We start from the raw sequence: 24,448 nt of genomic DNA on the forward strand, positions 1-24,448 counted from the left end.
CATGAAACGCATCGGCATCGACGTCGGCGGCACCAACACGGACGCCGCCCTGCTGGACGGATCGAAGGTCCTGGCCGCGGTGAAGACCTTCACCACCGCGGACGTCACCTCGGGCGTGCGCACCGCGCTGAAGGAGCTGGTCGCCAAGGCCGGCCCCGCCGCGCAGGGCGTCACCGCGGTGATGATCGGCACCACCCACTACACCAACGCGGTGGTCGAGCGGCGCAACCTCGGGCGCGCCGCCGCCATCCGCGTCTCGCTGCCCGCCTCGGCCTCGCTGAAGCCCTTCTGCGACTGGCCCGCCGACCTCGCGGCGCAGGTCGTGGGCGGCGTGCATCTCGTGCACGGCGGCCACGAATACGACGGGCGCGAGCTGGTCCCGATGGACGAGGCCGAGGTCGCCGCCGCCGCCCGCGCCATCAAGGCCGAGGGCGTGAACGCGGTGGCCATCTCCGCCACCTTCTCGCCGCTCACCGCCGCCTGCGAGGAGCGCGCGGCGGAGATCGTGAAGAACGAGCATCCGGACTGCCACGTCACCCTCTCCTCCGCGCTGGGCCGCATCGGCCTGCTGGAGCGGGAGAACGTGGCGCTGATGAACGCCTCCCTCATCACGCTGGCGCGAGAGACCACCCAGGCCTTCGTCGACGCGGTCGCGGCCTCGGGCCTGAACGCGCGCCTCTACATCACCCAGAACGACGGCACCGTGGCGCTGGCCGAGGCCGCGCGCGAGTTCCCGGTGTTCTCCTTCGCCTCCGGCCCGACGAACTCGATGCGCGGCGCGGCCCTGCTGGCGGGGATCGAGAACGCCATGGTCTGCGACGTGGGCGGCACCACCGCCGACATCGGCTGCCTGGTGAACGGGTTCCCGCGCGAGGCCAACAACGTGGTCGAGGTCGGCGGCGTGCGCACCCTGTTCCGCATGCCCGACCTCCTGTCGATCGCCGTGGGCGGCGGCACGATCATCGGCCGCGACCCGATCACCGTCGGCCCCCGCTCGGTCGGCTACCGGCTGGGGCAGGAGGCGCTGGTCTTCGGCGGCGGCACCGTCACCGCCACCGACATCGCCGTCGCCTCGGGCCTGATCGAGCTGGGCGACAAATCCAAGGTCGCCGGGTTGGACAAGGCCTTCGTGAAGGCGGCGCTGGCCAAGATCCACGAGAACGTGGCCGAGAGCGTCGACCGCATGAAGACCGACGCGACCGAGGTTCCGCTTCTGGCCGTCGGCGGCGGCGCGATGCTGATCCCCGACCGCATCCCCGGCATCTCGGAGGTCGTGCACGTCGAGCATTCCAACGTCGCCAATGCCGTGGGCGCGGCCATCGCCCAGATCTCGGGTGAGACCGACCGCATCTACCGCGACGTGGAGCGGGACGAGGCCATCGCCATGGCCCGCGCCGAGGCGGTCGAGAGCGCGGCCCGCGCCGGCGCGGACCCCGCCACGATCAAGGTGATCGACGTCGAGGACCTGCCGCTGAGCTACCTGCCCGGCAAGGCGATCCGCACCCGCGTGCGGGTGGTCGGGGAGGCCGCGGCCCTCGCGCCGGAGGCCGCGGCATGAAGGACGCCGCCCCCGCCGCTCCGCTGATCGGCCTGCTGGTCATCGGCAAGTCGCCGCGCCCGGACCTGCTGGCCGAGATCGCCCGCGTCGCCGGCCCGGCCGACCTGCGGATGATGGGCGCGCTCGATCACCTGAGCGACGCGGAGGTCCGCGCCCACCCGCCGCTGTCGGACGCAGACACGCTGTTCACGACGATGCCCGACGGCTCGACCACGCTCGTCTCCAAGAAGACGGTGACCGAGGGGATGAAGGCGCGGCTCGCGGACCTCGGGTCGATGGGCGCGGCGGCGGCGGTGGTCTGCTGCACGGGCAAGTTCGCGGGCCTCTCGGCGCCGGGCGTCCACTTCGCCTCCGACCTGCTGGCGGGGGCGGTCGCGGCCTGCCTGCCCGCGGGCGGCAAGCTTGGCGTGTTCATCCCCGCCCCCGCCCAGGTCGCCAACGCCGTCGAGCGCTGGTCGGCCAACGGGGTCGAGGCGGTGGCGCTGCCGCTCTCCCCCGACGCCGACGAGGCGACGGTCGAGGCCGCGGCCCGCGCGATGAAGGCCGAGGCGCCCGCGCTCGTGGTGATGGACTGCATCAGCTACACCCACGCCGCCCGCGCCCGCGCCGCCGCGATCCACGGGGCGCCCGCGCTGCTGGCCGCCTCGGTCGCCGGCCGCTTCGCCGCGGAGATCGCCGGGGTCTGAGCCGGCCCTGCTCAAGACGAGAAACGCCCCGGGCCCACGCCCGGGGCGTTTCGCGTTCGGGGGGCGCCTGGCGGCGTCACTCCGCGTAGATCATCTTCCGGGTCATGCCGCCGTCGACCACCACCGTCTGGCCGGTGACGAAGCTGGCGTCGGCCAGCCACAGCACCGTCTCGGCGATGTCCTCGGGCCGGCCCACGCGGCCCGCGGGATGCTGGGCGCGGTCGGCCTCGGAATGCTCCGGGTAGGGCGCGTCCTGCGCGTCCTGCAGGTGGCCGGTCTCGATCCAGCCGGGCGCGATGGCGTTCGCCCGGATCTCCGGGCCGAGGCTGACCGCGAGGGCGTGGGTCAGCGCGAAGACGCCGCCCTTGCAGGCCGAGTAGGGCTCGGTGTCCGCCTCCGACTGGAAGGCGCGGGTGGAGGCCATCGAGACGATGCTCCCCCGCCGCGCCCTCAGCAGCGGGATCGCCGAGCGCACGCTGAGGAACACGCCCGTCAGGCCCACGTCCACCTGCCGGCGCCATTCGGCGAGGCTCAGCTCCTCGATGGGTATGCGGGGCGCGGAGGCGATGGCGGCGTTTGCGACCAGCAGGTCGAGCCCCTCGGGCGCCCAGTCGGCCACCGCCTCGAAGGCCGCGAGGACCGAGGCCTCGTCGCCCACGTCCGTCTCCAGCGCCAGCAGCTCGGGGCCGGGGCGGCGGGCGCGCAGGGCCGCGACCATCTCGGCGTCCCGCTCCAGCGCCGCGACGCGCCAGCCCTCGTCCAGCAGGCGGGTCAGGCAGGCGCGGCCGATGCCGCGGCCGGCGCCGGTGATCACGGCGGTTCGGGTCATGGGAGGCTCCTTGGCTGGGCGGTCGACCCCAGAGCAAGGGCGCGGGCGGCCGAGGTCAAGGGCGGGCCGCCCGGACCGCCGGCCCGGGGCCTGGCGGTCCCGCCGCCGATCCGCCTCCGCCGGCGGGTCTCCCTCGCCGGCGGGAGGCGCGTGGTCAGGAGCTCATCTTGCGCGCGCGGCGGTTGATCTTGCGCTTGCGGTAGCCGGGCTTGCCCGCCGCGCCATGGCCGCCGCCGCCGCCGTGGCCCTTGCCGGGACCGGCGCGGCCGCGCTCGGCGCGGGGCAGGGCGCCGGCGCGCAGCTCGCCCTTGCCGCCCTTGCCCTTGCGGCGGTCCTTGCGCTCCTGGATCGCGGCCACGCCCTGCATGACATGGGCGATCGCCTCGCGGGCCTGGGCGTCGGTCCAGACGTCCGTGCCGACCTCGGGGTACATCGAGAAGTCGTCGGTGAACGCGAAGGGGGCGCCGTCGGCGAGCGTGAAGTCCTGCGCGAGGCGGGCGTTCGCCTCGGTCCAGTGGGCGAGGAAGGCCTCGGCCTCGGCGCGGGCGGGGACCAGCTTGCCCTCGTCCGAGGCGGCGCGGCGGATCGCCTTCAGCGCCTCGCCGCCGATGCCCGCGGCCTTGGCCGCGATCGCGAGCAGCGTGCGCTCCCGCCCCTCGGAGGCGTTGCGGCGGATCGGCTCGTCCTGGCTGGGCGCGGCGAGGCCGACGCGGGCGAAGAAATCGGCCACGGCGTCGCCGTCCTTCATCGCCTCGCGCTCGAACGGGACCGCCTTCACGGTGTCCGCTCCGAAGGCCTCGCGCCAGGCCGAGAGCTTGGCGTGGTAGTCGAAATAGCGGTGCAGGTGCGGCTGGAAGGCGGGCAGGGCCGACATCTGGAAGCCGTAGAAGCGCGCCGCGGGCTGCTGGCGCGGGGCGGCGACCTGCTTGCGGTGCGACAGCGCCAGCATGTCCTGCCGGCGCAGGTAGGCGATGACCTCGACGCTGTCGAAGCGCTGGCGCACGACGCGGGCGAGCTTCGCGATCTCCCGCGCGTCGTCGAGCCAGAACAGGTTCTCGCCGGAGGCGACGTTGAGCTCGGCCTCGGGCTTGAGCAGGCTGTCGACCACGTCCTCGCGCACCACGGTCGCGAACTCCGCCCCCTCGCCGCTGGTCTTCACCAGCGAGTTGGCGTTGCCCACCTCGCGCGCGCGCTTGACGACATGGAGGTAGGCGGCGCCGGCCCGCCGCAGCGGCTCGGCCTGCCGGGTCAGCGCGTACTGGATCGAGGTCGTCCCCGTCTTGTGCGAGCCGATGTGCAGGATCAGGTGGGCCATGGTCGTCCCTCGGTCCGTGTCATGCGCGCGGGTTCAGTGGCGGCGCGGGCGACAGGCCGGTTGGCACGCGGTCGGGCGTCTGTCAACGCGACGGCAGGCCCTGCGCGCGGGCGGGAGGGGATGAAGGACGGGCGCCGGGCGCCATGCGGGCGGGCCTGGGCCCGCGGCGGATGGATCGCGACCGGAGCATGGGCGCGCCTGCCGAGAGGTGGGAAGGCCGCTTCGGGAGCTCACCAAAGAACAGGGCCGCGCCTGTCCTTCGGATCCGTCCGTCGCCGAAGATGCCTGAGCGAGTCGGCGGGAGGGGTCAAGGACAAGCCCCGCCCAAGGGCGGGGTCGCTTCGCGATCCTGGACCCCTCCCGCCGACTCGCTCTTCACGGCATCAGCGACGGACGGCTCCGAAGAACAGGCGCTCCGCGGGCCCCGCAGGCGTCGCGCCCGGGCGCTTGGGGGCGGCGGCGGGAGCGGTTGCCGGGTCGGGGGGGCGCTGATAGGGTCCGCGCCGCCTCCGCAAGGGGGTTTGGAACCAGCATGTGGGGACGCATGGGACGCATCTGCCTCGTGGGCGCCGGGTTCTCCGGCGCCGTGATCGCACGGGAGCTGGCCGAGGCCGGCCTGCCCTGCCTCGTCATCGACGAACGGTCCCACGTGGCCGGCAACTGCCATACCGAGCGCGACCCCCAGACCGGGGTGATGGTCCACCGCTACGGGCCCCACATCTTCCACACCGCGGACGACCGCGTCTGGGACTACGTGAACCGCTTCGGCGAGTTCATGCCCTACGTGAACCGGGTGAAGACCACCGTGGGCGGCGCGGTCTACCTGCTGCCGGTGAACCTGCACACGATCAACCAGTTCTACGGCAAGACCTTCAACCCCACCGAGGCGAAGGCCTTCATCGAGTCCCAGGCCCGCATGGACATCGAGGACCCCCAGTCCTTCGAGGAGCAGGCCCTGCGCTTCGTGGGCCCCGACCTCTACAAGGCGTTCTTCCGGGGCTACACGCTCAAGCAGTGGGGGATCGACCCGACGGAGCTGCCGGCCTCGATCCTCAAGCGCCTGCCGCTGCGCTTCAACTACGACGACAACTACTTCTCGCACCCCTACCAGGGGATGCCGAAGCACGGCTACACCGCCATCGTCGAGAAGATCCTGGACCACCCGCTGATCGAGCTGCGCCTGGGCGCCAAGTGGGAGGAGCAGGACGAGGCCTTCGACCACGTCTTCTACTCCGGCCCGCTCGACCGCTGGTTCGGCTACGACATGGGGCGGCTGGGCTACCGCACGCTCGACTTCGAGGGCGAGCGGGCGATGGGCGACTTCCAGGGCTGCGCGGTGATGAACTACGGCGATCCCGAGGTGCCCTTCACCCGGATCTCGGAGCACAAGCACTTCGCCCCGTGGGAGGAGCACGAGGGCACGATCGTGTTCCGCGAGTATTCCCGCTACTGCGGCGCGGACGACATCCCCTACTATCCGATCCGGCTGCTGGGGGAGAAGAAGATGCTGTCCGACTACGAGGCGCGCGCCGCCGAGGTCGAGGGCGTGACGTTCGTGGGCCGGCTGGGCACCTACCAGTACCTCGACATGGACGTGACCATCGGGCTGGCGCTGGACGCCGCCTCGGCCTACCTCGAGAGCCGCAAGGCCGCCTGAGGCGGCCCGCGGCGCCTTTCCCCGACCGGCCCTCGTGGCGGAGACCCCGATGAGCGGACGCCGCCCCGTGGACGAGACCTCCGACGGCCCGGCGCCCGGCGCGCCCGGGACGGCGTCCGGCATGGGCGGGCCCGGGGCCGCGGGCGGCCTGGACGCGCCCGGGGCGGCGGGCGACCCCGCCGCGCCGTCCGATCCCGCCTCCGAGCCGTCCGGAGGCACCGCTTCCGCGCCCCGCGCCGTGGCCCGGGAGGTGCTGGATCCGCCGGCGGGCCTGCCCTCGGCCCTCTACCTCCGCCTGCGGGGCCCCGAGGGGCCGCGTGCGCCCGGCCGGCTGCCGATCGAGATGGCGGCGGGGGAGACGCTGTCGCTCGACACCTGGTTCAACCATTTCCCGCTGCCCTGGTGGCGCCGTCACGGCGCGCCCGGCGCGCTGGCCTTCGAACTGGAGGTCGAGGGTCCGGTCGAGGTCGCCCTGCGCGCGCAGACGCCCGGCGCCGCCGCCCGCACCCTGTCGCGCGCCGCGATCGAGGGGACCGGCGCCGCCGTCCCGGTGCCCGTGCCCTCGGTCGCCCGCGGCCGGCTCTGGGCCGAGATCCGCGCCCGCGGACCCGTGCGTCTGCTCGCGGCGCGCTGGACCGTGGCCGCCGCGCCGCGGCCCGTGCGCCTGGCGCTGGGGATGGTGACCCATGAGCGGGAGGGGCCGCTCGCCGCGACGCTCCGCGAGGCGCTGGGCGCGGCGGGGCCTGCGCCCGTGCGCATCTGGCTGGTCAACCAGGGCGCGCCCTTCGCGGATCCGGGGCTGCGGGCGCTCGCCGCCGATCCGCGGGTGACGCCGATCGAGCAGGCGAACCTCGGCGGCTGCGGCGGCTTCGCGCGCTGCATGGCCGAGGCGCTGGCCGCGGCCGAGGCGCCGGACGGGCCCACGCACCTGCTGCTGATGGACGACGACATCCGCCTCGACGGACGCATGATCGGCCGGGCGATCCGGCACCTGTCGCTGCTGCGTGAGGAGGCGTCGCTGGGCGGCGCGATGCTGGACCTGCGGGCGCCCACCGTGGTGCACGAGGCGGGGGCCGAGCGCGCCCGCTTCGGCGTGATCCGCGCGGTGGCGCAGGGCGCGGACCTGGCCACGGCCGAGGGGCTCGCGCCCTTCGCCGAGGCCCTGCCGGGGGGCTTCAACGGTTGGTGGTTCTTCGCCCTGCCGCTGGGCGCCCTGCGCGTCGCGGGCCTGCCGCCGCCGCTGTTCCTGCGGGGCGACGACCTCGACCTGTCGCGCCGGCTGGACGCGGCCGGGGCGCCGACGACGACGCCCCCGGGCCTCGCGGTCTGGCACGAGCCGTTCTATGCCAAGGCGACCTCCTGGCAGCACTACTACGACCTGCGCAACCGGCTGATCCACGCGGCGCTGCACGATCCCGGGGACCCGCCGAAGACGCTCGACCTGCTCGAGCGGCTGCTGACCCCGGCGCTGTCGCATGACTACGCCACCGCCGAGTGGCGGCTGCTGGCGATGCGCCATTTCCTCGACGGGCCGGAGGCGCTGTTCGCCCGCGCCCCGCAGGAGATCCATGCCGAGGCGACCGGGCTGGCGGCGGACCGGCGGCCCGTCCCGCTCGAGGCCGCGCCCGAGGGGCTGCCGGTGATCGCGGCGCCCGAAGCGCCCGTCTCGGCGGCGACCCATGCGCTGGGCTTCCTGCGCGCGACGCTGGCGCTGGCGGCGCCGCGGCGGACGCCCTTTGCCCTGGTGCATGAGAAGGCCGCCCGCCCCGGCGTGGTGCGGGCCCGGGCGCATGTGCGCAGCGATCCTGCGGGAACCTGGTTCCGCCTGCATGTCCCCCGCCGGCGGGCGGCGCTGTCGCTGCTCGTCCGCAGCCTGTGGGCCGCGCTGCGCTACCGGATCCGAAGCGGGCGGGCGATCGCGGCCTGGCAGGCGAGCGCCGATGCCGCCCGCTCGCCCGAGGCCTGGGCGCGCCTGTTCGAGGGCGGGCGATGAGCGCGCCGCGCCCCGCCGCGCCCGGCCGCCCCCGCGCCGTGGTGATCCTGCGCATCGGCGCGGACCACCGCGTCTCGGGCTGGGCGAAGACCCCGCGCGCGGAGCGGGACTGGGAGCTGGTGCTCTCCCCCTACCAGGAGATCCCCGACCTCGCCGAGTTCGAGCCCGACGCGGTGATCCCGCGCGAGGGCGGCAAGTGGGACGCGCTCCACGCGATCCTGACCGAGCGGCCCGAGCTCATGACCCGCGCCCCCCGCCTGTGGCTGCCCGACGACGACATCGAGGCGGACGCGGCGACGGTGGCGCGCCTGCTGGCCATCGCCGAGGCCGAGGACCTGGCGCTGGCCCAGCCGGCGCTGACGCCCGACAGCGAGTTCTCCCACTACATCACCGTGCGCAATCCGCTGTGCCGCCTGCGCCGGACCAACTTCGTGGAGCTGATGGCGCCGCTGCTGACGCCCGAGGTTCTGGCGGCCGCGATGCCCGACATGAAGGACCGCCCGGCGGCCAAGGGGCTGGACTTCGTCTGGCAGGACCATGTCGACGACCCCGCGCGCCGCATCGCCATCGTCGACGCCGCCCCGGTCGCCCACCGCCGGCCGATCGGCACGCACCTGGTGGCGCGGGCGAAGGCCTCGGGGCAGGACGTGAACGCGGAGCGCGACGAATGGATCGCCCGGCGCATCGGGCGATGGCCGCGGCCGGTGGCGCTGGGGCCGGGGGGGCGGCTCGGGGCGCTGGCGCTGGCGGCGCTGGGGCTCGCGGCCTCGCCCGCGGTCTGGCGGCGGCGCTGGGCGGTGCGGATCGGCAAGCACCTGCGCGCGCAGCTGGTCAGCCGGGGGTTTCCGAAGCGCTGATGTGCGGGGAGCGGGGGACGGAGGCGCCCTGCGGGCGGGCTTGGGCTCTGGGGCGGGCGGGAGCGCGGATCTGGTCCGGGTGCGCGTGCGGCGGACGTCGAGGACGCTCCTGACTCACCAGGGAACAGGGCCGCGCCTGTTCCCCGGACCCGTCTCTCGCTGTTGATGCCTGAGCGACTCGCCCGCCGGGGTCAAGGACAAGCCCCGCCAAGAGGCGGGGTCGCTTCGCGATCCTGGACCCCGGCGGGCGAGTCGCTCTTTTCGGCATCAGCGAGAGACGGCTCCGGGGAACAGGCGCTTCGCGAGGGGAGGCCGGCGTCGCGCCGGGCGCCCCTCGCGGGCGGCGGGGCGTCAGCCCCAGCCGGGTTCGGCGTCCCAGTCGACGGAGGCGGGCATGCCGTCGGGCGGGGTCTTCGTGAAGGCGGCCGGGCGCTTCTCGATGAAGGAGGTGACGCCCTCCTTCCCGTCGGCCGTCGACAGCTCGTAGATCACCCGGCTGTCGAGCTTGTGCGCCTCCATCGGGTGCGCGGCGCCGGCCATGCGCCACAGGAGCTGCCGGTTCACCGCCACCGAGACCGGCGACAGGCCGTCGATGTAGCGGCGCGCGGTGGCGCGGGCCTCGGCCATCAGGTCCTCGGGCGCCACCACCCTGGTGCAGAAGCCGGCGGCGAGGAGCTTGTCGGCGGTCAGGATCTCGGCCGACATCGCCCAGTCGAGCGCGGTCTGCATGCCCACCAGGCGCGGCAGGAACCACGACGAGCACGCCTCCATGCACACGCCGATCTTGGCGAAGACGAAGCCGATCCGCGCCTTGGTCGAGCAGATGCGCGCATCCATCGGCAGGGTCATCGTCGCCCCGATGCCCACGCCCGCCCCGTTGATCGCCGCGATCACCGGCTTCTTCATGCGGAAGATGCGCAGCGTGATCGTGCCGCCGGTGTCGCGGTTGCGCTCCATCCCCGCCGGGTCGGAGGCGTCGACGCTCTCGTCCAGGCCGAAGACGTTGCCCTCCGAGCTGAGGTCCATGCCCGCGCAGAAGGCCCGGCCCTCGCCGGTGAAGATCACCGCGCGGACCTCCGGGTCGGCGTCGGCGCGGTCGAGCACGGCCAGGATCTCGCCCGCCATCTCAACCGTGAAGGCGTTCAGCATCTCGGGACGGTTCAGGGTGACCGTCGCGATGTTCTCCTCGACCTCGTAGCGCAGCGTGGCGTAGCTCATTGTCTCGTCCTCCCGGAAGTTCGCCGGGGACCGTATCAGCTTGCCGACCGGTTGCGAGAGGCCATCTGACGCGCATGGAGCCTGCGCCCGACGATCCGATCTGCCCGCTGTGCCTGCGCCCGATCCCGGCGGGCGCGCGGGCCACGGTGCATCACCTGACGCCGAAGCTGAAGGGCGGGGCGAAGGGGCCCACCGCCCTGATGCACAAGATCTGCCACGACGAGATCCACGCCCGCCTGACCGAGGCCGAGATCGCGCGCGATGCCGCGACCCCCGAGGCCCTGCGCGCCCACCCCGCGCTGGCGCGGTTCCGGGACTGGATCGCGACCAAGCCGCCCGACTTCGACGCTCGGACATTGGCGAGCCTGCGGCGGCGGCGGAAGCGGCGCTGAGCGGCCGGGCCCGGGACCGGGAGGCGATCTTGCCAGGCGGCCGTTGAAGCCGCGACGTCTTTCGCCCCGCATCTTGCCTGCGACAAAATTCTGACCATCTTGGTCGGAAAGCCTCTTTTCCCGAGCGCTTTCGTCGGGCATCGTCCGGCCCGACGACCCGGATTCGTCCGGCCCCTCGTTTCGGCCTTCACGCAAGGGACTTCCGCCCTATGATCGTGTGCCACTGCGCCCGGATCCGGTCTTCGGACATCAAGGCGGCCGTCGCCTGGATGCGCGCCGCCGACCCGACGGCCCTGATCACGCCGGGCAAGGTGTATCGCGCGCTCGGCAAGCGCCCCGAATGCGGCGGATGCGTCGCGCTGTTCGTGGACGTGCTGCGGGCGGATGAGAACACCGGCGTGCCGCCCGTGCTCCGCGGGATGCGCAAGCCGGCCGAAAGGAGACGGACGGATGAAGGGCGACGAGAAGGTCATTGAGTATCTCAACAAGGGCCTGCGCAGCGAGCTGACGGCGATCAGCCAGTACTGGCTGCACTACCGCCTCCAGAAGGACTGGGGCGTGGGCAAGCTGGCGGAGAAATCCCGCCAGGAGAGCATCGAGGAGATGGTCCACGCCGACAAGTTCATCGACCGGATCATCTTCCTCGAAGGGCATCCCAACCTCCAGGTCCTCGATCCGCTGCGCATCGGCGAGACGGTCAAGGAGACGCTGGAGTGCGACCTGGCCGCCGAGCTGGACGCGCTGAAGCTCTACAAGGAAGCGCGCGACCACTGCGAGAAGGTCGGCGACTACACCTCGAAGAACATCTTCGAGGAGCGCATCCGCGACGAGGAAGGCCACACGGACTACCTCGAGACCCAGCTCGAGCTGATCGAGAAGATGGGCGAGGAGAAGTACATCCAGCTCAACGCGACCTCGGCCGACAAGGAGGACTGATCCTCCGGCCGACGGGCGCGAGCCTGGCGGAAGACTACAGGGGGCCGGCGCAGGGATGCGCCGGCCCTTTTCGTTGCGCGTCGGGAAACCGGGCGCCTTGCGGGCGGGCTTGGCAGGGGCGCGGCCGCTTTGGAGGGGTCGGCCGGGGCGGGGGGGCGCGGCGAATGAGGAGGGGACGCTTCCGGACTCACCAAAGAACAGGCCCCGCGCCCGTCCTCCGCGGCCGTCCATCGCCGAAGATGCCTGAGCCCCGCCGGGGTCCGGGTCAAGGACGAGCCCCGCGCGGGGCGCGGGGTCGCTGCGCGATCCTTGACCCGGACCCCGGCGCGGCTCGGATCGGCATCAGCGATGGACGGCTCCGGAGAACAGGCGCTCTGCGCGAGGCCAGGGCGGCGCGCCGGGGCGTGGGCCGGGCAGGGGGGCGCGCGAGTGGCGGGGCAGGGGGGCGCCTCAGCCGGCGATCGTGCGGGCCTTCTCGGTGGCGGCGGCCAGGCCGGCGGCGACGGCGCGGCGCAGGCCGGCGGCCTCCAGCGCCTCGAGACCGGCGGCGGTGGTGCCTGCGTAGTCGATCATCTCCTGCACCGCGGCCTGGGGAGAGGTCGCGTCGCGGGCCATCATCTCGCCGGCGGCGCGGAACAGCTGGCGCACCGCGCGCTCGGCCAGCGGGGCGGGTACGCCCTCGTCCACGGCATGGGCGGCCATCGCGGCGGCGAAGGCGGCGACGAAGCCGGGGACGGGGCCGGTGAGCGCGGTGAAGAGGTCGAGATGCGGCTCGTGATCCAGCCGGTCGGTCTCGCCCAGCGCGGAGAACAGGCGGCGGGCGAGGGCGTGGTCGGCCTCGGTCGCCTGGGGCGAGGGCGTCCAGGGCGTGTAGGCGAGGCCGAGCTCGGCGGCCGGGCTCGACATCGCGCGGATCACCCGCGGGGCGCCGGTGGCGGCCTGCAGGCGCGCGACGTCGGCGCCGGCCATCACCGACAGGACCAGCCGGTCGGGGACCCGCAGCGACAGCGCGGGCAGGGCCGCGGGCGGGAGGCACAGCAGCGCCGCCTCCGCCGCCTCGGCCGCGGCCTGGGGCGTGGGATGCAGCCGCACCCCGGGCCAGTCGGCGAGCGCGGGCGCCGCGCCGCTGCGGGTGGCGACGTGCAGCCGCTCCGGCGCCACGACGCCGGAGGCGAGCCAGCGCCGGGCGATGGCGCCGCCCAGCATGCCGGCGCCGATCAGGGCGAGGGAGGGGGTCTCGGTCATGGCGGCGCCTTTCCGGGCGGGGGCGGGGTCGCGGGCGGGACGGTCCGCAGGCTAGGCTGCCGCGCGGCGTTTGTCCGCCCCCGCGTCGGGCGGGGGCGCGCGCCGGCAGGGAGATGCGCATGGCCCGGGCGCCGTCTGAATTCGTGCTCTACGTCGAGGACGCGCTCGGCGCCCTGGGGCCGGTGGAGCGCACCCGCTTCTTCGGCGGCTGGAGCTTCGTCCTGCGCGGGACCCGCATCGCCTACGTGCTGCGCGACCGGCTGCTGTTCCCGGTGGACGCGGCCCTGCGCCGGACGCTGATCGCCGAGGGCTGCGGGCCCTTCGCATACGAGAAGGGCGGCAGGACCGTGGTGGTCGAACGTTTCTACGAGGCGCCCTCGGCCTGCCTCGACGATCCCGACGCGCTGCTGGACTGGGCGGGGCGCGCCGCGGCGGCGGCGGGCGCGGGGGCGGGCGGGGCCTTCGACGGACCGGATTGACAGGATGGGCGTCATGCGGAACGCTCGTTCGCATGATCGGCGTCATATGGAATCGGCGATGAGCGCGACGGGGAGCGGCGGCGGCGCGCGGGCGCGGGCGAAGCGCGAGTCGCTCTCGCGGATCCTCGTCGCCGCCTCCGCCCGCCTGCGGCGGGAGGGGCTGGAGGGCGCCGCCATCGCGCCGGTGATGAAGGAGGCGGGGCTGACCCACGGCGCCTTCTACGCGCATTTCCCCGACAAGGACGCGCTCGCCGTCGCCGCCTTCCGCCAGGCCTTCGCCACCGAGCGGGAGCGCTGGATCGGCCGGGCGAAGGACCGCTCCTGGCCCGCGCGGGCGCGGCGGCTGGCGGCACGCTACCTGACCCGCGCCCATCGCGACGACCCGGGCGCGGGCTGCGCCTTCGCCGCCCTCGCCACCGACGCCGCCCGCGCGCCCGAACCCTTCCGCGAGGCCTATGCGCAGGAGCTGCGCGCCACGCTCGCCGCCATCCGGGGCCGCGATTCCGAGGCGCCGGAGGATCCGATGCGCCCGCCGCCGCTGGACCATGCCGCGGCGATGCTGGCGCTGTGCGTCGGCGGCCTGTCGCTCGCCCGCGCGGTGAACGACCCCGAGCTGTCGGAGCGCCTGCTCGCCGCCTGCCGCGACGCGGCCGAACGGCTGGCGGCGGCGGAGGCGGCGGCGCTCGACCAGGCCGGCCCCCAGACAGAGCCCGACCCCGGGCGCGGCTGACCGCCGGCCGGGCCCGGCGCAAGACCCATTCGCAGACGCACCACCAGGGAGACGCCCCGTGACCCACGACCCCACCCCCTACGCGGCCAAGAAGAGCTGCGCGGTCCTCGGCACGCCGATGGCCTATATCGACGAAGGCGAGGGCGACGCGATCGTCTTCCAGCACGGCAACCCGACCTCCTCCTACCTGTGGCGCGACGTGATGCGCCGCTGCGAGGGGCTGGGCCGGCTGGTCGCCTGCGACCTGGTGGGGATGGGGGACTCGGGCAAGCTCTCGCCCTCCGGCCCGGACCGCTACACCTACGCCGAGCAGCGCGACCACCTCTTCGCGCTGTGGGACGCGCTGGCGCTGGGCGACCGGGTGACGCTGGTGCTGCACGACTGGGGCTCGGCCCTGGGGTTCGAGTGGGCCTGGCGCAACCCCGACCGGGTGAAGGCCATCGTCTACATGGAGGCGATCGTGACCCCGGTGACCTGGGCCGACTGGCCCGAGAACGCCCGCGGCGTCTTCCAGGGCTTCCGCTCGGAGGGCGGCGAGCAGATGGTGCTGGAGAAGAACGTCTTCGTGGAGCGGGTGCTGCCCGGCTCGATCCTGCGCAAGCTCGACGAGGCCGAGATGGCCGAGTACCGCCGCCCGTTCCTCGAGCCCGGCGAGAGCCGCCGCCCCACCCTGACCTGGCCGCGGATGATCCCCATCGAGGGCGAGCCGGCCGACGTGGTCGAGATCGTCCAGGGCTACTCGGAGTTCCTGGCCCAGAGCCCGATCCCCAAGCTCTTCGTGAACGCCGATCCGGGCTCGATCCTCGTCGGTCGTCCGCGGGAGGTCTGCCGGGGCTGGGCGAACCAGCGGGAGATCACCTTGCCGGGGCTGCACTTCATCCAGGAGGACTCGGGGACCGAGATCGGCGACGCGATCCGCGGGTTCCTCGGCGAGATCGAGGGCTGACGGAGACCGGGGACGGAGGCGCCCTGCGGGCGGGCTTGGGCCTGCGGGGTCGGGCGCGCCTTCTACTGCGAAGGGCGGGAGCCTCCGGCGGGCTCCTGACTCACCAAAGAACTGGGGGCCGCGCCTGTCCTTCGGAGCCGTCTCTCGCTGTTGATGCCTGAGCGACTCGCCCGCCGGGGTCAAGGACAAGCCCCGCCAAGAGGCGGGGTCGCTTCGCGATCCCTGACCCCGGCGGACGAGTCGCTCTTAACGGCATCAGCGAGAGACGGCTCCGAAGAACAGGCGCTTTGCGAGGACCTCCGTGCGTCGCGCCGGGGCGCCTGGTCGGCCGGTCGGGAGACGGGGGGCACGGGCGCCCGGGCGGGGGCGCGCCGCGGGCGGAGGGGGCGGCGGCCGGCGCGACGGGGGACGCGGCGCCTTCGGCGCGCGGGCGGGGGTCGGGCCTGCGCGATGCGGGCGCTTTTCACCCGTGCAGGGGGCGCGGGGTTCGGCTAGGCTCCGCCCCGGTTCGCGAAGCATCTCTGGGAGGAGACGAGACAATGACCGACGAGCAGGGCCCGCGCGCCTACGGCTTCGACACGCTGCAGGTCCATGCCGGCGCGCGCCCCGATCCCGCCACGGGCGCCCGGCAGACGCCGATCTACCAGAACACCGCCTACGTGTTCCGCGACGCCGAGCATGCGGCCGCGCTCTTCAACCTGCAGGAGGTGGGCTACATCTACTCGCGCCTGACCAACCCCACGGTCTCGGCCCTGCAGGAGCGGATCGCGACGCTCGAGGGCGGCGCGGGGGCGGTGTGCACCGGCTCGGGCCATGCGGCGCAGATCATGGCGCTGTTCCCGCTGATGTCGCCGGGCGACGACGTGGTCGTCTCGAACCGGCTCTACGGCGGCACGGTCACCCAGTTCTCCCAGACCTTCAAGCGCTTCGGCTGGAAGGCCAAGTTCGTCGACTTCGACAAGGTGGGCGAGGTCTCCCGCGCGGTGGGCAAACGCACCAAGGCGATCTTCTGCGAGTCGATCTGCAACCCCGGCGGCTACGTGACCGACCTGCCCAAGATCGCGGCCGTGGCCGAGAAGAAGGGCGTGCCGCTGATCGTCGACAACACCTCGGCCACCCCCTACCTGTGCAACCCCATCGCCCACGGGGCGACGCTGGTGGTGCACTCGACCACCAAGTACCTGTCGGGCTCGGGCCAGGCGATGGGCGGCGTGATCGTGGACTCGGGCGCCTTCGACTGGTCGGCCTCCGACAAGTTCCCCTCGCTGAGCGAGCCGGAGCCCGCCTACCACGGGCTGAAATTCCATGAGACCTTCGGGCCGCTGGCCTTCACCTTCCACTCGATCGCCATCGGGCTGCGCGACCTGGGCATGACCCAGGCGCCGATGAACGCCTTCCTCACCCTGCTGGGGATCGAGACGCTGAGCCTGCGCATGGCGAAGCACGTCGAGAACGCCAAGAAGGTCGCCGAGTGGCTGGAGAACGACCCGCGGGTCGACTTCGTCAGCTACGCGGGGCTGAAGTCCTCGCCCTACTACCGCCGGGCGAAGAAGATCTATCCCAAGGGCGCGGGCGGGCTGTTCACCTTCGCGGTGAAGGGCGGCTACGAATCCTGCGTGAAGCTGGTGGACGCGGTGGAGATCTTCTCGCACGTCGCCAACCTGGGCGACACGCGCAGCCTGATCATCCACTCCGCCTCGACCACCCACCGCCAGCTGACGCCCGAGCAGCAGGAGGCCGCGGGCGCGGGGCCGAACATGGTGCGCATGTCCATCGGCATCGAGGACGCCGACGACCTGATCGCCGACCTCGACCAGGCGCTGGCCAAGGCGACGGCCTGACCCATGGGGCGACGCGGCCTGCGCGAGGTCCGCGCCGGGGCGCAGGCGCTCCGGCGGATCGCGGCGGCGGCGTCGCCCGGCAGGGCGGCGCTGGCCGCGGCCGCGCTCGCGGCGGCTTTGGCCGGCGGGCCGCCCGCCCTGGCGCAGGGGGCCGGCGAGGGCTTCGCCCCGCCGGCCCCCGGCCTGCACGTCCCGATCCCCAATCCCCGACGACCCGCGGCGCCTGAGCCCGCGGCGGAGGCTGCGCCGACGGCCCCGGACGCGGCGGACGGGCCCTCCGTCGCGCCCGATCTTCCCGAGCTGGCGGAGGGCGTGACGCCGCCCCGGCCCAATCCTCGCCGGGACGCCGAGGAGCCTGCGGCGGAGGCGCCGGACGCCCCGCGCGGCCCGACCGGCGCAGATCCGCTGGCGGCGGCCGCCTCGGCCCTGGCGCGGCTGGAGCCCGCGGACGCCGCGGAGACGGCGCCGGGACCCGCGGCGGCCTCGACCGCGGGGCTGGCGGCCTCGGACGGCCCTGTCTCGGCCGACGCCGACGGGCCGCGCTTCGCGCCGCCGGCGGCGGGGCTGTTCGTGCCGCGGCCCAATCCCCGCGCCGCCGCGGCGCCGCCGGACGTGTTCGCCCCGCCGACCGGGACGGTCGAGGCCGAGGCCGAGGACGACATGACCGCCCTTCTCATGCCCGCCCCGCGCCCCGAGCGCGCCCGGCCGCGGCCGCCCGAGGTCTTCGCCCCGCCCGCCAACGCGGCCCCCGACGCGGCGCGCGCTGGCCCGACGCCGCCCATCGCGCGGCCCTCGAGCGTGCCGGAGCGCAAGGCCCCGACGACCCGGACCCAGACGCGCCGCCAGGAGGTGCTGTCGCCGCCGGGGACCGGTCGGCTGCCGCAAGGCTCCGCCCCGCGCGCGGCGGCGGGCGCCTCGACCGGGACGCTCGACCTGGGCGCCATCGCGCTGCTGGGGATCTTCGGCGACGTGCAGTCGCCCCGCGCGCTGATCCGGCTGCCCTCGGGCGAGGTGAAGCGGGTCTCGCAGGGGCAGAGCTTCGGCGGCTGGACGGTGACGCGGATCACCTCGGAAGGCGTCGCGGTGCGTGGCGCGGGGGGGCAGCGGATCCTGCGGATGCCGTGACGGAGGCGGGGAGGCGCCCTGCGGGCGGGCTTGGGCCTGTGGGTTCGGGCGCGCCTGGATCGATGGGCGTCAGAGCCTCCGGCGGGCTCCTGACTCACCAAAGAACAAGGCCCGCGCCTGTCCTCCGGAGCCGTCTCTCGCTGATGGATGCCTGAGCGACTCGCGCCCCGGGGTCAAGGACAAGCCCGCGCAAGCGCGGGTCGCTTCGCGATCCCTGACCCCGGGGCGCGAGTCGCTCTTTTCGGCATCCGCGAGAGACGGCTCCGGAGAACAGGCGCTATGCGAGGGCCGCCGGCCGCGCGCCCGGGCGCCTGGGGCGGCGGTCGGGAGACGGTGGGGCCGGGCGCCCCGGGGGCGGCGCGCCGCGGGAGAGGGGGAATGGCCGGGCGCGACGGGGGCCGCGGCGCCTGGCCGGAGGGGCGCGTCAGGCGACGGCGTTCAGGAGGCGCATGGCGTTCTCCTTCAGGATCAGCGGGCGGACCTCGTCGCGGAAATCGGCCTGGTCGAAGGCGGCGAGCCATTTCTCCGGCGCGATCATCGGCCAGTCGGAGCCGAACAGCATCTTCTTCTTCAGCATCGTGTTCGCGTAGCGCACCAGGATCGGGGGGAAGTACTTCGGGCTCCAGCCCGACAGGTCGATGTAGACGTTGGGCTTGTGCTGGGCGACCGACAGCGCCTCCTCCTGCCAGGGGAAGCTCGGGTGCGCCAGGATGATCGGCATGTCGGGGAAATCCACCGCCACGTCGTCGATGTACATCGGGTTCGAATACTTCAACCGCATCCCGTTGCCGCCCTTCATCCCCGATCCCACGCCGGTCTGCCCGGTGTGGAAGAGCGCCGGTTTGCCCGTCTCGGCGATGGCTTCGTAGAGCGTGTAGGCCATGCGGTCGTTGGGGTAGAACCCCTGCATGGTCGGGTGGAACTTGAAGCCCTGGACGCCGTGGTTCTCCACCAGGTTGCGCGCCTCGCGCGCGCCGAGCTTGCCCTTGGCCGGATCGATCGAGGCGAAGGGGATCAGGATGTCGGAGTGCTCGGCCGCCAGCTCCGCCACCTCCTCGTTGCGGTAGCGGCGGTAGCCGGTCTCGCGCTCGGCATCCACGGGGAAGATCACCGCGGCGATATTGTGCTCGCGGTAGTGGGCGGCGGTCTCGGGGATCGTCGGCGGGTGGGTCCAGGGCGCGCCGAAGTATTTCGCCATCGTGGTCTGGAGATCGTCGTAGCCGTCGTCCGAATGGCAGCCGCACGGCTCCTCGGCGTGGGTGTGGAAGTCGATCGCGCGGACCTTGGAAAAATCGACCATGGGGGCCTCCTTCAGACGCGGATCAGGGCCGGGTCTTCGTTGTCGTAAAGCCGCTCCAGCAGGGCGGCGCGGCGGGAGAGGATGCGGCCCACGTTCAGCGAGCCCTTGTCGGTGACCTCGCCGTCCTTCAGCGAGGGCGGCTCGGCCAGGATCAGCGCGCGGGAGATGCGGCGCGAGGCGCCGGTGGCGGCCTCGGCCAATTGGCCCAGCGTCTCCTCGATCGAGGCCTGCAGGTGCGGGTCGATCACCGCGCCCTGGGAGGTGTTCCCCCCGTGGACCTGGTCGGGGCGGGGGAAGATCATGAGGCCGATCTCGCCGCGGTCGTGGCCGCAGATCACCAGGTCCTGCACCCGCCCGCGCAGCGCCTCGAGCGCCTCGAGCCGCAGGCGCCCCGACTGCACCCAGGTGCCGGTGGCGAGCTTGAAGTCCTCGGCCACGCGGCCGTCGAAGACGAGGCCGCGGGCGGGGTCGGCGGTGTCGACGAAGCGCACCGCGTCGCCGGTGACGAGAAAGCCCTCCGCGTCGAAGGCCGCCGCGGTCCGCTCGGGGTCGCGGAAATAGCCGGGCGTGATGTTGGGGCCCTTCACCCGCAGCTCGCAGCGCATGGCGTCGTCGGGGATCAGCTTCGCCTCGACGCCGGGCAGCGGCACGCCGATGATGCCGGAGCGGCCGATGGGCTCGTGCAGCATGATCGCGGCGGGGGCGGTCTCGGTCATCCCCCACGAGGTGATCATCAGGGGCAGGCGGCCGCGGACCTCCATCGCCATCTCCTCGAGCCGCGTCCACACCGGCTGGGGCAACGAGGCGCCGGCGTAGAAGATCAGGTCGAGGTCGCGGAAATAGGCCTCGCGCAGGTCTCGGTCGGTCTCCATCGCCTGCACCAGCATCGAGAAGCCGACGGGGACGTTGAAGCTGATCGTGCCGCCGCGGGCGCGGATGTTGGCGGCCGACGTCGCGAAGTCCGCGGCGGTGGGGCGGCCGTGGTCGATGGTCATCGTGCCGCCCAGCGCCAGCATCATGTTGATGTTGTGCGAGCCGCCGAAGACGTGGTTCCAGGGCAGCCAGTCCACGATCCGCTGCGGACGGTCCTTCAGGAACGGCAGCACCGAGAGCATCTGCGCCTGGTTCGCGCACATCATCCGCTGGGTGGTCAGCACGCCCTTGGGGTCGGAGCTGCTGCCCGAGGTGAACAGGATTTTCGCAACGGTATCCGGGCCCACTCGGGCATGGGCGGCCTCCAGCTCCGGGCCCGGTTCGCCTGCCAGCAGATCGGCGAAGGGTGTCACGGGGCGCGGGGCGCCCTCGGGCGCGACGGCCACGATCTCGACGCCCTCGAAGACCGGGCGGGCCAGCGCCGAGGCGAAACGGGCGGCGTCGGAGACGAAGGCCATCGCCGGCGCCAGCTTGCGCACCGCGTAGTCGAGCCGGGGCTGCGCCTCCTCGATCAGCGAATACTGCTCGGCCAGCGGCGAGGTCGGCACGCCCGCGTATTGCGCGGCGTAGGACAGGACCGCGTGGTCGATGCCGTTGCCCGACAGGATCGCGATGGGCGTCTCGGGGCCGAGGCCGCGGGCCACGAGGGAGGCGGCGACGGCGCGGACCATCGCCAGGACCTCGGCATAGGAATGCTCCCGCCAGCCCTCGCCCGCGCGCTCGGCCAGGAAGACATGGTCGGGCGTCTCCTGCGCCCAGCGGTGCAGCCAGACGGCGGTGGTGGGGACCACCGGGTCGAGGGGCGTGGCCGTGGTCAGCCGCAGCGCGCCCCCCGCCGCCTGCGCGAGCTCGGCGGATTGGGGGACCAGGCGCAGGCCGGTGGTCGTGTCCTTCATCGCGTCCTCCCTGGGGCCGGTCTTCACGCCGGCGTCTCCGTCGTCTTCGCGCTCCGCCGGGGGGCGGAGCTAGGGCGTCGCCTCGTCGATGGCGTTCAGCATGTCGCGCAGGCGCGCGCGGTCCTCCGCCCCGAGGGCGGCGAACAGGCGCGCCTCGTGCGCGTGTACCAGCGCCTCGGCCTTCGCCCAGGCGCGGCGGCCCTTCAGCGTGGCGCGCAGCGCGTAGCTGCGCCGGTCGCCCTTCACCCGGTGGCGCGCGATCAGGTCCGCGTTCTCCAGCTCGTCCACCAGCACCACCACGCCGGAGCGTTCGACCTTCAGCGCCTGAGCGAGCTGGGTCTGGGTGATGTCGGGGTTCTCGAGGATCACCGCCAGCGCCGAGAAGGTGGCCACCCGCAGCCGCGTGGGCGCGAGGGTCGCGGTCATGTCGGCGCGGACCTTCATGTAGACCCGCTTCATGTTGTAGCCCGCGAACTGGCGCAGCATCTCGTCGGTGACCTCCGCCGCGGGCGTCGCGACGGCGGCGGGTCTGGGATCGGGGCGGCGCTCGGTCATCGGCGAAGCTCCTCAGCGGGCGACCGCCTGCGCCAGCCAGTAGCTGAGCGCGGGGAAGGCGATCAGCAGCGACAGGCGGCAGAACTCGGCGGCGATGAAGGGGGCGACGCCTCGGAAGATCGCGGCGGTGGGGATGTCCTTGGCCATGGCCGAGATCACGAACAGGTTCATGCCCACGGGCGGCGTGATCATGCCCATCTCGACCACCACCAGGGTGATGATGCCGAACCACAGGGCCTGCTGTTCGGGCATCAGGCCGAAGTCGAGCGCCATCACGGTCGGGAAGAACACCGGCACCGTCAGCAGGATCAGCGACAGGCTGTCCATCACGCAGCCCATCACCAGGTAGAAGACCACGATGGCGAGCAGCACGGTCATCGGCGCGATGCCGGCCTCGCCGAACCAGGCGGCGACCTCGGCGGGCATCCGCGACAGGGCCAGCGCCACGTTGAACAGGTCCGCCCCGAAGACGATGGCGAAGATCATCGCGGTCGAGGCCGCCGTCTCGATCAGGCTGTCGAGCAGGCCGCGCAGCGTCAGCCCGCCCTTCGCGAGGCCCGCGAGCAGGGTCATCGCGACGCCGACCGAGGCGCCCTCGGCCGGGGTGAAGACGCCCCCGTAGATGCCCCCCAGCACCACCGCGAAGATCCCCACGATGTGCCAGATGCCGCCCAGCGCGCGCAGGCGGGCGGCGCGGTCGGCGGGGGCGTGGGTGGGGCCCTCGGACGGGCGCAGCCGCACGTAGACCGCGATGGCGAGGCAGAAGCCCACGACCGCGAGCGTGCCGGGCACGGTGGCGGCCAGGAACAGCTTCACGATGTTCTGCTCGGTCAGGAGCGCGTAGATGATCAGCACCACCGAGGGCGGGATCAGGATGCCGAGCGTGCCGCCTGCGGCCAGCGACCCGGCCGAGAGCGCGCCCGAATAGCCGTGCCGGCGCATCTCGGGCAGCGCGACCTTCGCCATGGTCGAGGCGGTGGCGAGCGAGGAGCCCGAGATCGAGCCGAACATCGCGCAGCCCGCGACCGCCGCCATCGCCAGCCCGCCGCGGAAATGCCCGATCCAGGCGTTGGAGGCCGCGAACAGCGCCGCCGAAATGCCCGTCTGCGTCGCCAGGTGCCCCATCAGGATGAACAGCGGCACGATCGCGAGCTCGTAGCTCATGAACTTGTCGGTCCAGGCGGTGGAGAGATAGGCGAGCAGCGCCTGCGGGCTGGCGAGCGCGAGGTAGCCCGCGGCGCCCACCGCGCCCATCGCCAGCGCGATCGGGGCGCGGGCGAAGATCGCCAGCAGCAGCCCCGCCACCATCAGGAGCGCGATGACCGAGGGCGTCATCGCGGCGCGGCCCCGCGGTCGTCGTCCGCCACGCCGGCCAGCTGGCGCAGCCCGCTCTCCAGCGCCACCGCCGCGGCCAGCGCCATGCCCGCGACGCCGGGCGCGTAGACCCACCACACCGGCGCGCGCAGCAGCATGGTGCGGTCGCCGTAGTCGCGCATCGTCTCCATCCCGTCCCACAGCCGCCAGGCGAGCGCCGCCCAGGCCGCGGCGAAGAGCAGGGTCCACAGCCCGTCGATCCGCCGCACCGTCCGCTCGGGCGCCCAGGCGGTGAAGATGTCCACCATCACGTGCCCCTTCTTGAGCTGGCACAGCGGCAGGAACAGCGCCGCGCAGGCGGCGCAGGCGAGCTCCACCATCTCGAAGTCCCCGCGGATCCCGCCCACCCCCACGGTGCGCAGGATCACCGAGACGGTCACCGCCAGCGAGACGGCGAAGATCGTCACGCCCCCCACGCCCGCGAAGGCGAGGCACAGGCGTTCCAGCCAGCGGTGGAGGGAGGGGGAGGGCGGGCCGCCGCCCTCCCCCGTCGCGGGCCCGGCCATCAGGCGCCCGCGTCCAGCAGCTCGTTGGCGCGGGCGAGGATGGCGGCGCCGTCATGGCCGGCGGCGTTCAGCTTCTCGGTCCAGGAGGCGTAGATCGGGTCGGCCATCGGGCGCCACCTGGCGATCTCCTCGGCCGGGATCTCGACGATCTGGTTGCCCTGCTTCTCGACCATGCCGCGGCCGAAGGCCTCGAACGCGTCGAAGTTCTTGCCGATGGCGCGCGACCACTCGGGGCCCGTGTGGTCGTCGATCACCTTCTTAAGGTCGTCCGACAGCCCGTCGTAAGCCCCCTGGTTCATCACGATCGCAAAGGTGTTGGCGTAGAGGCCGCGGGACCCCGCCGCCGGCTCGCAGCTGATCGTGGTCAGCTCCTGCAGCTTGAAGGGCGGCACCACCTCGTAGGGCAGGCAGCAGCCGTCGATCACGCCGTTGGAGAGGCCCACGACCATCTCGGTCACGGGGAAAAACACCGTCTCGGCGCCCATCGCGGCCAGCAGCTCGCCGGTGGCCTGGTTGGGCGCGCGCAGGCGCTTGCCCTGGAAGTCGGCGGCCGAGGTGATCTGCGCATCCCGCATGTGCAGCTTGCCGCCATCATGCATGTGGAAGGCGAGCGTCTTCAGGCCCTTGTATTCGCCCTCCCCGAACTCATCCATCAGCTGGTGCAGCGCGACCGAGCCCTTCTCGGCGTTCGTCACCATGAAGGGCAGGGACATGGTCTCGGCCACGGGGAAGCGGTCGGGGGTGTAGACCGGCAGGGTCCAGGCGATGTCGCAGACGCCCTGGCGGGCCTGGTCCGCGAGCTGCGGGGGCTTGCCGCCCAGCTGCATGGCCGGGAAGATCTGCACGTCGATGGCGCCGTTGGAGGCCTCCATCACCTGCTTGGCCCAGGGCTCGAACACCTTGGTGTGCATGGGGGCCACGGGCGGCAGGAAGTGGCTCAGCCGCAGCGTGACCTCGGCCGCGCGGGCGCGGCGGACGAAGGCGGGGGCGGCGAGCGCGCCCCCGATGCCGGCCAGCGCGGCGCGGCGGGTGATCTTGGTCATGGTCTCTTCTCCCTGGTCGCGCCGCCGCCTCTGC

The 24,448-nt window shown here is 73.5% G+C and carries 23 protein-coding genes; 13 read left to right on the top strand and 10 right to left on the bottom strand.

Annotated elements, in window-relative coordinates; translation table 11 throughout:
- Position 1: 1 nt before the first annotated feature.
- Positions 2-1,558 carry a hydantoinase/oxoprolinase family protein gene (locus tag P2H44_RS21910; protein WP_275767092.1) on the top strand — a complete coding sequence of 519 codons (1,557 nt, stop codon included), beginning with the start codon at positions 2-4 and terminating at the stop codon, positions 1,556-1,558.
- On the top strand, positions 1,555-2,244 hold the full coding sequence (locus P2H44_RS21915; protein ID WP_275767093.1) for an AroM family protein: 690 nt from the start codon (positions 1,555-1,557) through the stop codon (positions 2,242-2,244). The genes P2H44_RS21910 and P2H44_RS21915 overlap by 4 nt, the downstream gene beginning before the upstream one ends.
- Positions 2,245-2,320: 76 nt before the next feature.
- Here the strand turns inward: P2H44_RS21915 and P2H44_RS21920 are convergent, their stop codons facing one another.
- Positions 2,321-3,073: an SDR family oxidoreductase gene (locus P2H44_RS21920; RefSeq protein ID WP_275767095.1), complete on the bottom strand. Its 753-nt coding sequence runs from the start codon at positions 3,071-3,073 to the stop codon at positions 2,321-2,323.
- Between the two features lie 154 nt (positions 3,074-3,227).
- Positions 3,228-4,388, bottom strand: a complete 1,161-nt coding sequence (locus tag P2H44_RS21925; protein ID WP_275767097.1) for a hypothetical protein — start codon at positions 4,386-4,388, stop codon at positions 3,228-3,230.
- Positions 4,389-4,920: 532 nt separating this feature from the next.
- Here P2H44_RS21925 and glf point away from each other — a divergent pair.
- Genes glf through P2H44_RS21940 form a run of 3 tightly spaced genes read left to right on the top strand, consistent with a single transcriptional unit; the run spans position 4,921 to position 8,895 of the window.
- Entirely contained in the window at positions 4,921-6,045 is a 1,125-nt protein-coding gene (glf, locus tag P2H44_RS21930) for a UDP-galactopyranose mutase (protein ID WP_275767099.1), read from the top strand.
- Between the two features lie 49 nt (positions 6,046-6,094).
- Complete coding sequence (locus P2H44_RS21935) at positions 6,095-8,038, top strand: glycosyltransferase (RefSeq protein WP_275767101.1); 1,944 nt, start codon at positions 6,095-6,097, stop codon at positions 8,036-8,038.
- Positions 8,035-8,895 carry a DUF707 domain-containing protein gene (locus P2H44_RS21940; RefSeq protein WP_275767103.1) on the top strand — a complete coding sequence of 287 codons (861 nt, stop codon included), beginning with the start codon at positions 8,035-8,037 and terminating at the stop codon, positions 8,893-8,895. Before P2H44_RS21935 ends, P2H44_RS21940 begins: the two co-directional genes overlap by 4 nt.
- A gap of 351 nt (positions 8,896-9,246) precedes the next feature.
- On the opposite strand, the gene P2H44_RS21945 is transcribed toward P2H44_RS21940, so the two are convergent.
- Entirely contained in the window at positions 9,247-10,113 is an 867-nt protein-coding gene (locus P2H44_RS21945; protein WP_275767104.1) for a crotonase/enoyl-CoA hydratase family protein, read from the bottom strand.
- Positions 10,114-10,187: 74 nt separating this feature from the next.
- Between P2H44_RS21945 and P2H44_RS21950 the strand changes: the two genes are divergently transcribed.
- From P2H44_RS21950 to bfr, 3 genes are all read left to right on the top strand, one after another.
- Entirely contained in the window at positions 10,188-10,505 is a 318-nt protein-coding gene (locus tag P2H44_RS21950) for an HNH endonuclease (RefSeq protein ID WP_275767106.1), read from the top strand.
- Between the two features lie 209 nt (positions 10,506-10,714).
- Positions 10,715-10,981, top strand: a complete 267-nt coding sequence (locus P2H44_RS21955; RefSeq protein ID WP_275767107.1) for a (2Fe-2S)-binding protein — start codon at positions 10,715-10,717, stop codon at positions 10,979-10,981.
- On the top strand, positions 10,956-11,441 hold the full coding sequence (gene bfr / locus P2H44_RS21960; protein WP_275767108.1) for a bacterioferritin: 486 nt from the start codon (positions 10,956-10,958) through the stop codon (positions 11,439-11,441). Before P2H44_RS21955 ends, bfr begins: the two co-directional genes overlap by 26 nt.
- A 450-nt stretch (positions 11,442-11,891) precedes the next feature.
- On the opposite strand, the gene P2H44_RS21965 is transcribed toward bfr, so the two are convergent.
- A complete protein-coding gene (locus P2H44_RS21965) occupies positions 11,892-12,686 on the bottom strand; it encodes a pyrroline-5-carboxylate reductase family protein (RefSeq protein WP_275767109.1) in 795 nt (264 codons plus the stop codon).
- Positions 12,687-12,805: 119 nt separating this feature from the next.
- Between P2H44_RS21965 and P2H44_RS21970 the strand changes: the two genes are divergently transcribed.
- The 5 genes from P2H44_RS21970 (at position 12,806) to P2H44_RS21990 (ending at position 17,807) form a co-directional block, all read left to right on the top strand.
- A complete protein-coding gene (locus tag P2H44_RS21970; RefSeq protein ID WP_275767110.1) occupies positions 12,806-13,165 on the top strand; it encodes a TfoX/Sxy family protein in 360 nt (119 codons plus the stop codon).
- Positions 13,166-13,223: 58 nt separating this feature from the next.
- A complete protein-coding gene (locus tag P2H44_RS21975; protein WP_275767112.1) occupies positions 13,224-13,895 on the top strand; it encodes a TetR/AcrR family transcriptional regulator in 672 nt (223 codons plus the stop codon).
- Positions 13,896-13,953: 58 nt separating this feature from the next.
- Positions 13,954-14,841: a haloalkane dehalogenase gene (locus P2H44_RS21980; protein ID WP_275767113.1), complete on the top strand. Its 888-nt coding sequence runs from the start codon at positions 13,954-13,956 to the stop codon at positions 14,839-14,841.
- Between the two features lie 539 nt (positions 14,842-15,380).
- On the top strand, positions 15,381-16,682 hold the full coding sequence (locus tag P2H44_RS21985; RefSeq protein WP_275767114.1) for an O-acetylhomoserine aminocarboxypropyltransferase/cysteine synthase family protein: 1,302 nt from the start codon (positions 15,381-15,383) through the stop codon (positions 16,680-16,682).
- 3 nt (positions 16,683-16,685) lie between these two features.
- Complete coding sequence (locus P2H44_RS21990) at positions 16,686-17,807, top strand: hypothetical protein (protein ID WP_275767115.1); 1,122 nt, start codon at positions 16,686-16,688, stop codon at positions 17,805-17,807.
- A 424-nt stretch (positions 17,808-18,231) separates the two neighbouring features.
- Here P2H44_RS21990 and P2H44_RS21995 read toward each other — a convergent pair whose 3' ends face one another.
- From P2H44_RS21995 to P2H44_RS22020, 6 genes are all read right to left on the bottom strand, one after another.
- Entirely contained in the window at positions 18,232-19,107 is an 876-nt protein-coding gene (locus tag P2H44_RS21995; RefSeq protein ID WP_275767117.1) for an amidohydrolase family protein, read from the bottom strand.
- Between the two features lie 11 nt (positions 19,108-19,118).
- Positions 19,119-20,936 carry a feruloyl-CoA synthase gene (locus tag P2H44_RS22000; RefSeq protein WP_275767118.1) on the bottom strand — a complete coding sequence of 606 codons (1,818 nt, stop codon included), beginning with the start codon at positions 20,934-20,936 and terminating at the stop codon, positions 19,119-19,121.
- A 69-nt stretch (positions 20,937-21,005) separates the two neighbouring features.
- A complete protein-coding gene (locus P2H44_RS22005) occupies positions 21,006-21,491 on the bottom strand; it encodes a MarR family winged helix-turn-helix transcriptional regulator (protein WP_275767119.1) in 486 nt (161 codons plus the stop codon).
- A 12-nt stretch (positions 21,492-21,503) separates the two neighbouring features.
- Positions 21,504-22,826 (bottom strand): TRAP transporter large permease, encoded by a 1,323-nt coding sequence (locus tag P2H44_RS22010; protein WP_275767120.1) that lies wholly within the window; start codon positions 22,824-22,826, stop codon positions 21,504-21,506.
- Positions 22,823-23,371, bottom strand: coding sequence for a TRAP transporter small permease (locus P2H44_RS22015; RefSeq protein WP_275767122.1), 549 nt, complete (start codon positions 23,369-23,371; stop codon positions 22,823-22,825). Before P2H44_RS22015 ends, P2H44_RS22010 begins: the two co-directional genes overlap by 4 nt.
- Positions 23,371-24,414, bottom strand: a complete 1,044-nt coding sequence (locus P2H44_RS22020) for a TRAP transporter substrate-binding protein (protein WP_275767124.1) — start codon at positions 24,412-24,414, stop codon at positions 23,371-23,373. The genes P2H44_RS22015 and P2H44_RS22020 overlap by 1 nt, the downstream gene beginning before the upstream one ends.
- Positions 24,415-24,448 lie beyond the last annotated feature (34 nt).

The organism is Albimonas marina, from assembly GCF_029223255.1.
GTDB lineage: Bacteria > Pseudomonadota > Alphaproteobacteria > Rhodobacterales > Rhodobacteraceae > Albimonas.

Excerpts from the sequence above, each read along its gene's own strand:
- P2H44_RS21910 (WP_275767092.1), top strand. The coding sequence starts at position 2 with ATGAAACGCATCGGCATCGACGTCGGCGGCACCAACACGGACGCCGCC.
- P2H44_RS21915 (WP_275767093.1), top strand. The coding sequence starts at position 1,555 with ATGAAGGACGCCGCCCCCGCCGCTCCGCTGATCGGCCTGCTGGTCATC.
- P2H44_RS21920 (WP_275767095.1), bottom strand. The coding sequence starts at position 3,073 with ATGACCCGAACCGCCGTGATCACCGGCGCCGGCCGCGGCATCGGCCGC.
- P2H44_RS21925 (WP_275767097.1), bottom strand. The coding sequence starts at position 4,388 with ATGGCCCACCTGATCCTGCACATCGGCTCGCACAAGACGGGGACGACC.
- glf (WP_275767099.1), top strand. The coding sequence starts at position 4,921 with ATGTGGGGACGCATGGGACGCATCTGCCTCGTGGGCGCCGGGTTCTCC.
- P2H44_RS21935 (WP_275767101.1), top strand. The coding sequence starts at position 6,095 with ATGAGCGGACGCCGCCCCGTGGACGAGACCTCCGACGGCCCGGCGCCC.
- P2H44_RS21940 (WP_275767103.1), top strand. The coding sequence starts at position 8,035 with ATGAGCGCGCCGCGCCCCGCCGCGCCCGGCCGCCCCCGCGCCGTGGTG.
- P2H44_RS21945 (WP_275767104.1), bottom strand. The coding sequence starts at position 10,113 with ATGAGCTACGCCACGCTGCGCTACGAGGTCGAGGAGAACATCGCGACG.
- P2H44_RS21950 (WP_275767106.1), top strand. The coding sequence starts at position 10,188 with ATGGAGCCTGCGCCCGACGATCCGATCTGCCCGCTGTGCCTGCGCCCG.
- P2H44_RS21955 (WP_275767107.1), top strand. The coding sequence starts at position 10,715 with ATGATCGTGTGCCACTGCGCCCGGATCCGGTCTTCGGACATCAAGGCG.
- bfr (WP_275767108.1), top strand. The coding sequence starts at position 10,956 with ATGAAGGGCGACGAGAAGGTCATTGAGTATCTCAACAAGGGCCTGCGC.
- P2H44_RS21965 (WP_275767109.1), bottom strand. The coding sequence starts at position 12,686 with ATGACCGAGACCCCCTCCCTCGCCCTGATCGGCGCCGGCATGCTGGGC.
- P2H44_RS21970 (WP_275767110.1), top strand. The coding sequence starts at position 12,806 with ATGGCCCGGGCGCCGTCTGAATTCGTGCTCTACGTCGAGGACGCGCTC.
- P2H44_RS21975 (WP_275767112.1), top strand. The coding sequence starts at position 13,224 with ATGAGCGCGACGGGGAGCGGCGGCGGCGCGCGGGCGCGGGCGAAGCGC.
- P2H44_RS21985 (WP_275767114.1), top strand. The coding sequence starts at position 15,381 with ATGACCGACGAGCAGGGCCCGCGCGCCTACGGCTTCGACACGCTGCAG.
- P2H44_RS21990 (WP_275767115.1), top strand. The coding sequence starts at position 16,686 with ATGGGGCGACGCGGCCTGCGCGAGGTCCGCGCCGGGGCGCAGGCGCTC.
- P2H44_RS21995 (WP_275767117.1), bottom strand. The coding sequence starts at position 19,107 with ATGGTCGATTTTTCCAAGGTCCGCGCGATCGACTTCCACACCCACGCC.
- P2H44_RS22000 (WP_275767118.1), bottom strand. The coding sequence starts at position 20,936 with ATGAAGGACACGACCACCGGCCTGCGCCTGGTCCCCCAATCCGCCGAG.
- P2H44_RS22005 (WP_275767119.1), bottom strand. The coding sequence starts at position 21,491 with ATGACCGAGCGCCGCCCCGATCCCAGACCCGCCGCCGTCGCGACGCCC.
- P2H44_RS22010 (WP_275767120.1), bottom strand. The coding sequence starts at position 22,826 with ATGACGCCCTCGGTCATCGCGCTCCTGATGGTGGCGGGGCTGCTGCTG.
- P2H44_RS22015 (WP_275767122.1), bottom strand. The coding sequence starts at position 23,371 with ATGGCCGGGCCCGCGACGGGGGAGGGCGGCGGCCCGCCCTCCCCCTCC.
- P2H44_RS22020 (WP_275767124.1), bottom strand. The coding sequence starts at position 24,414 with ATGACCAAGATCACCCGCCGCGCCGCGCTGGCCGGCATCGGGGGCGCG.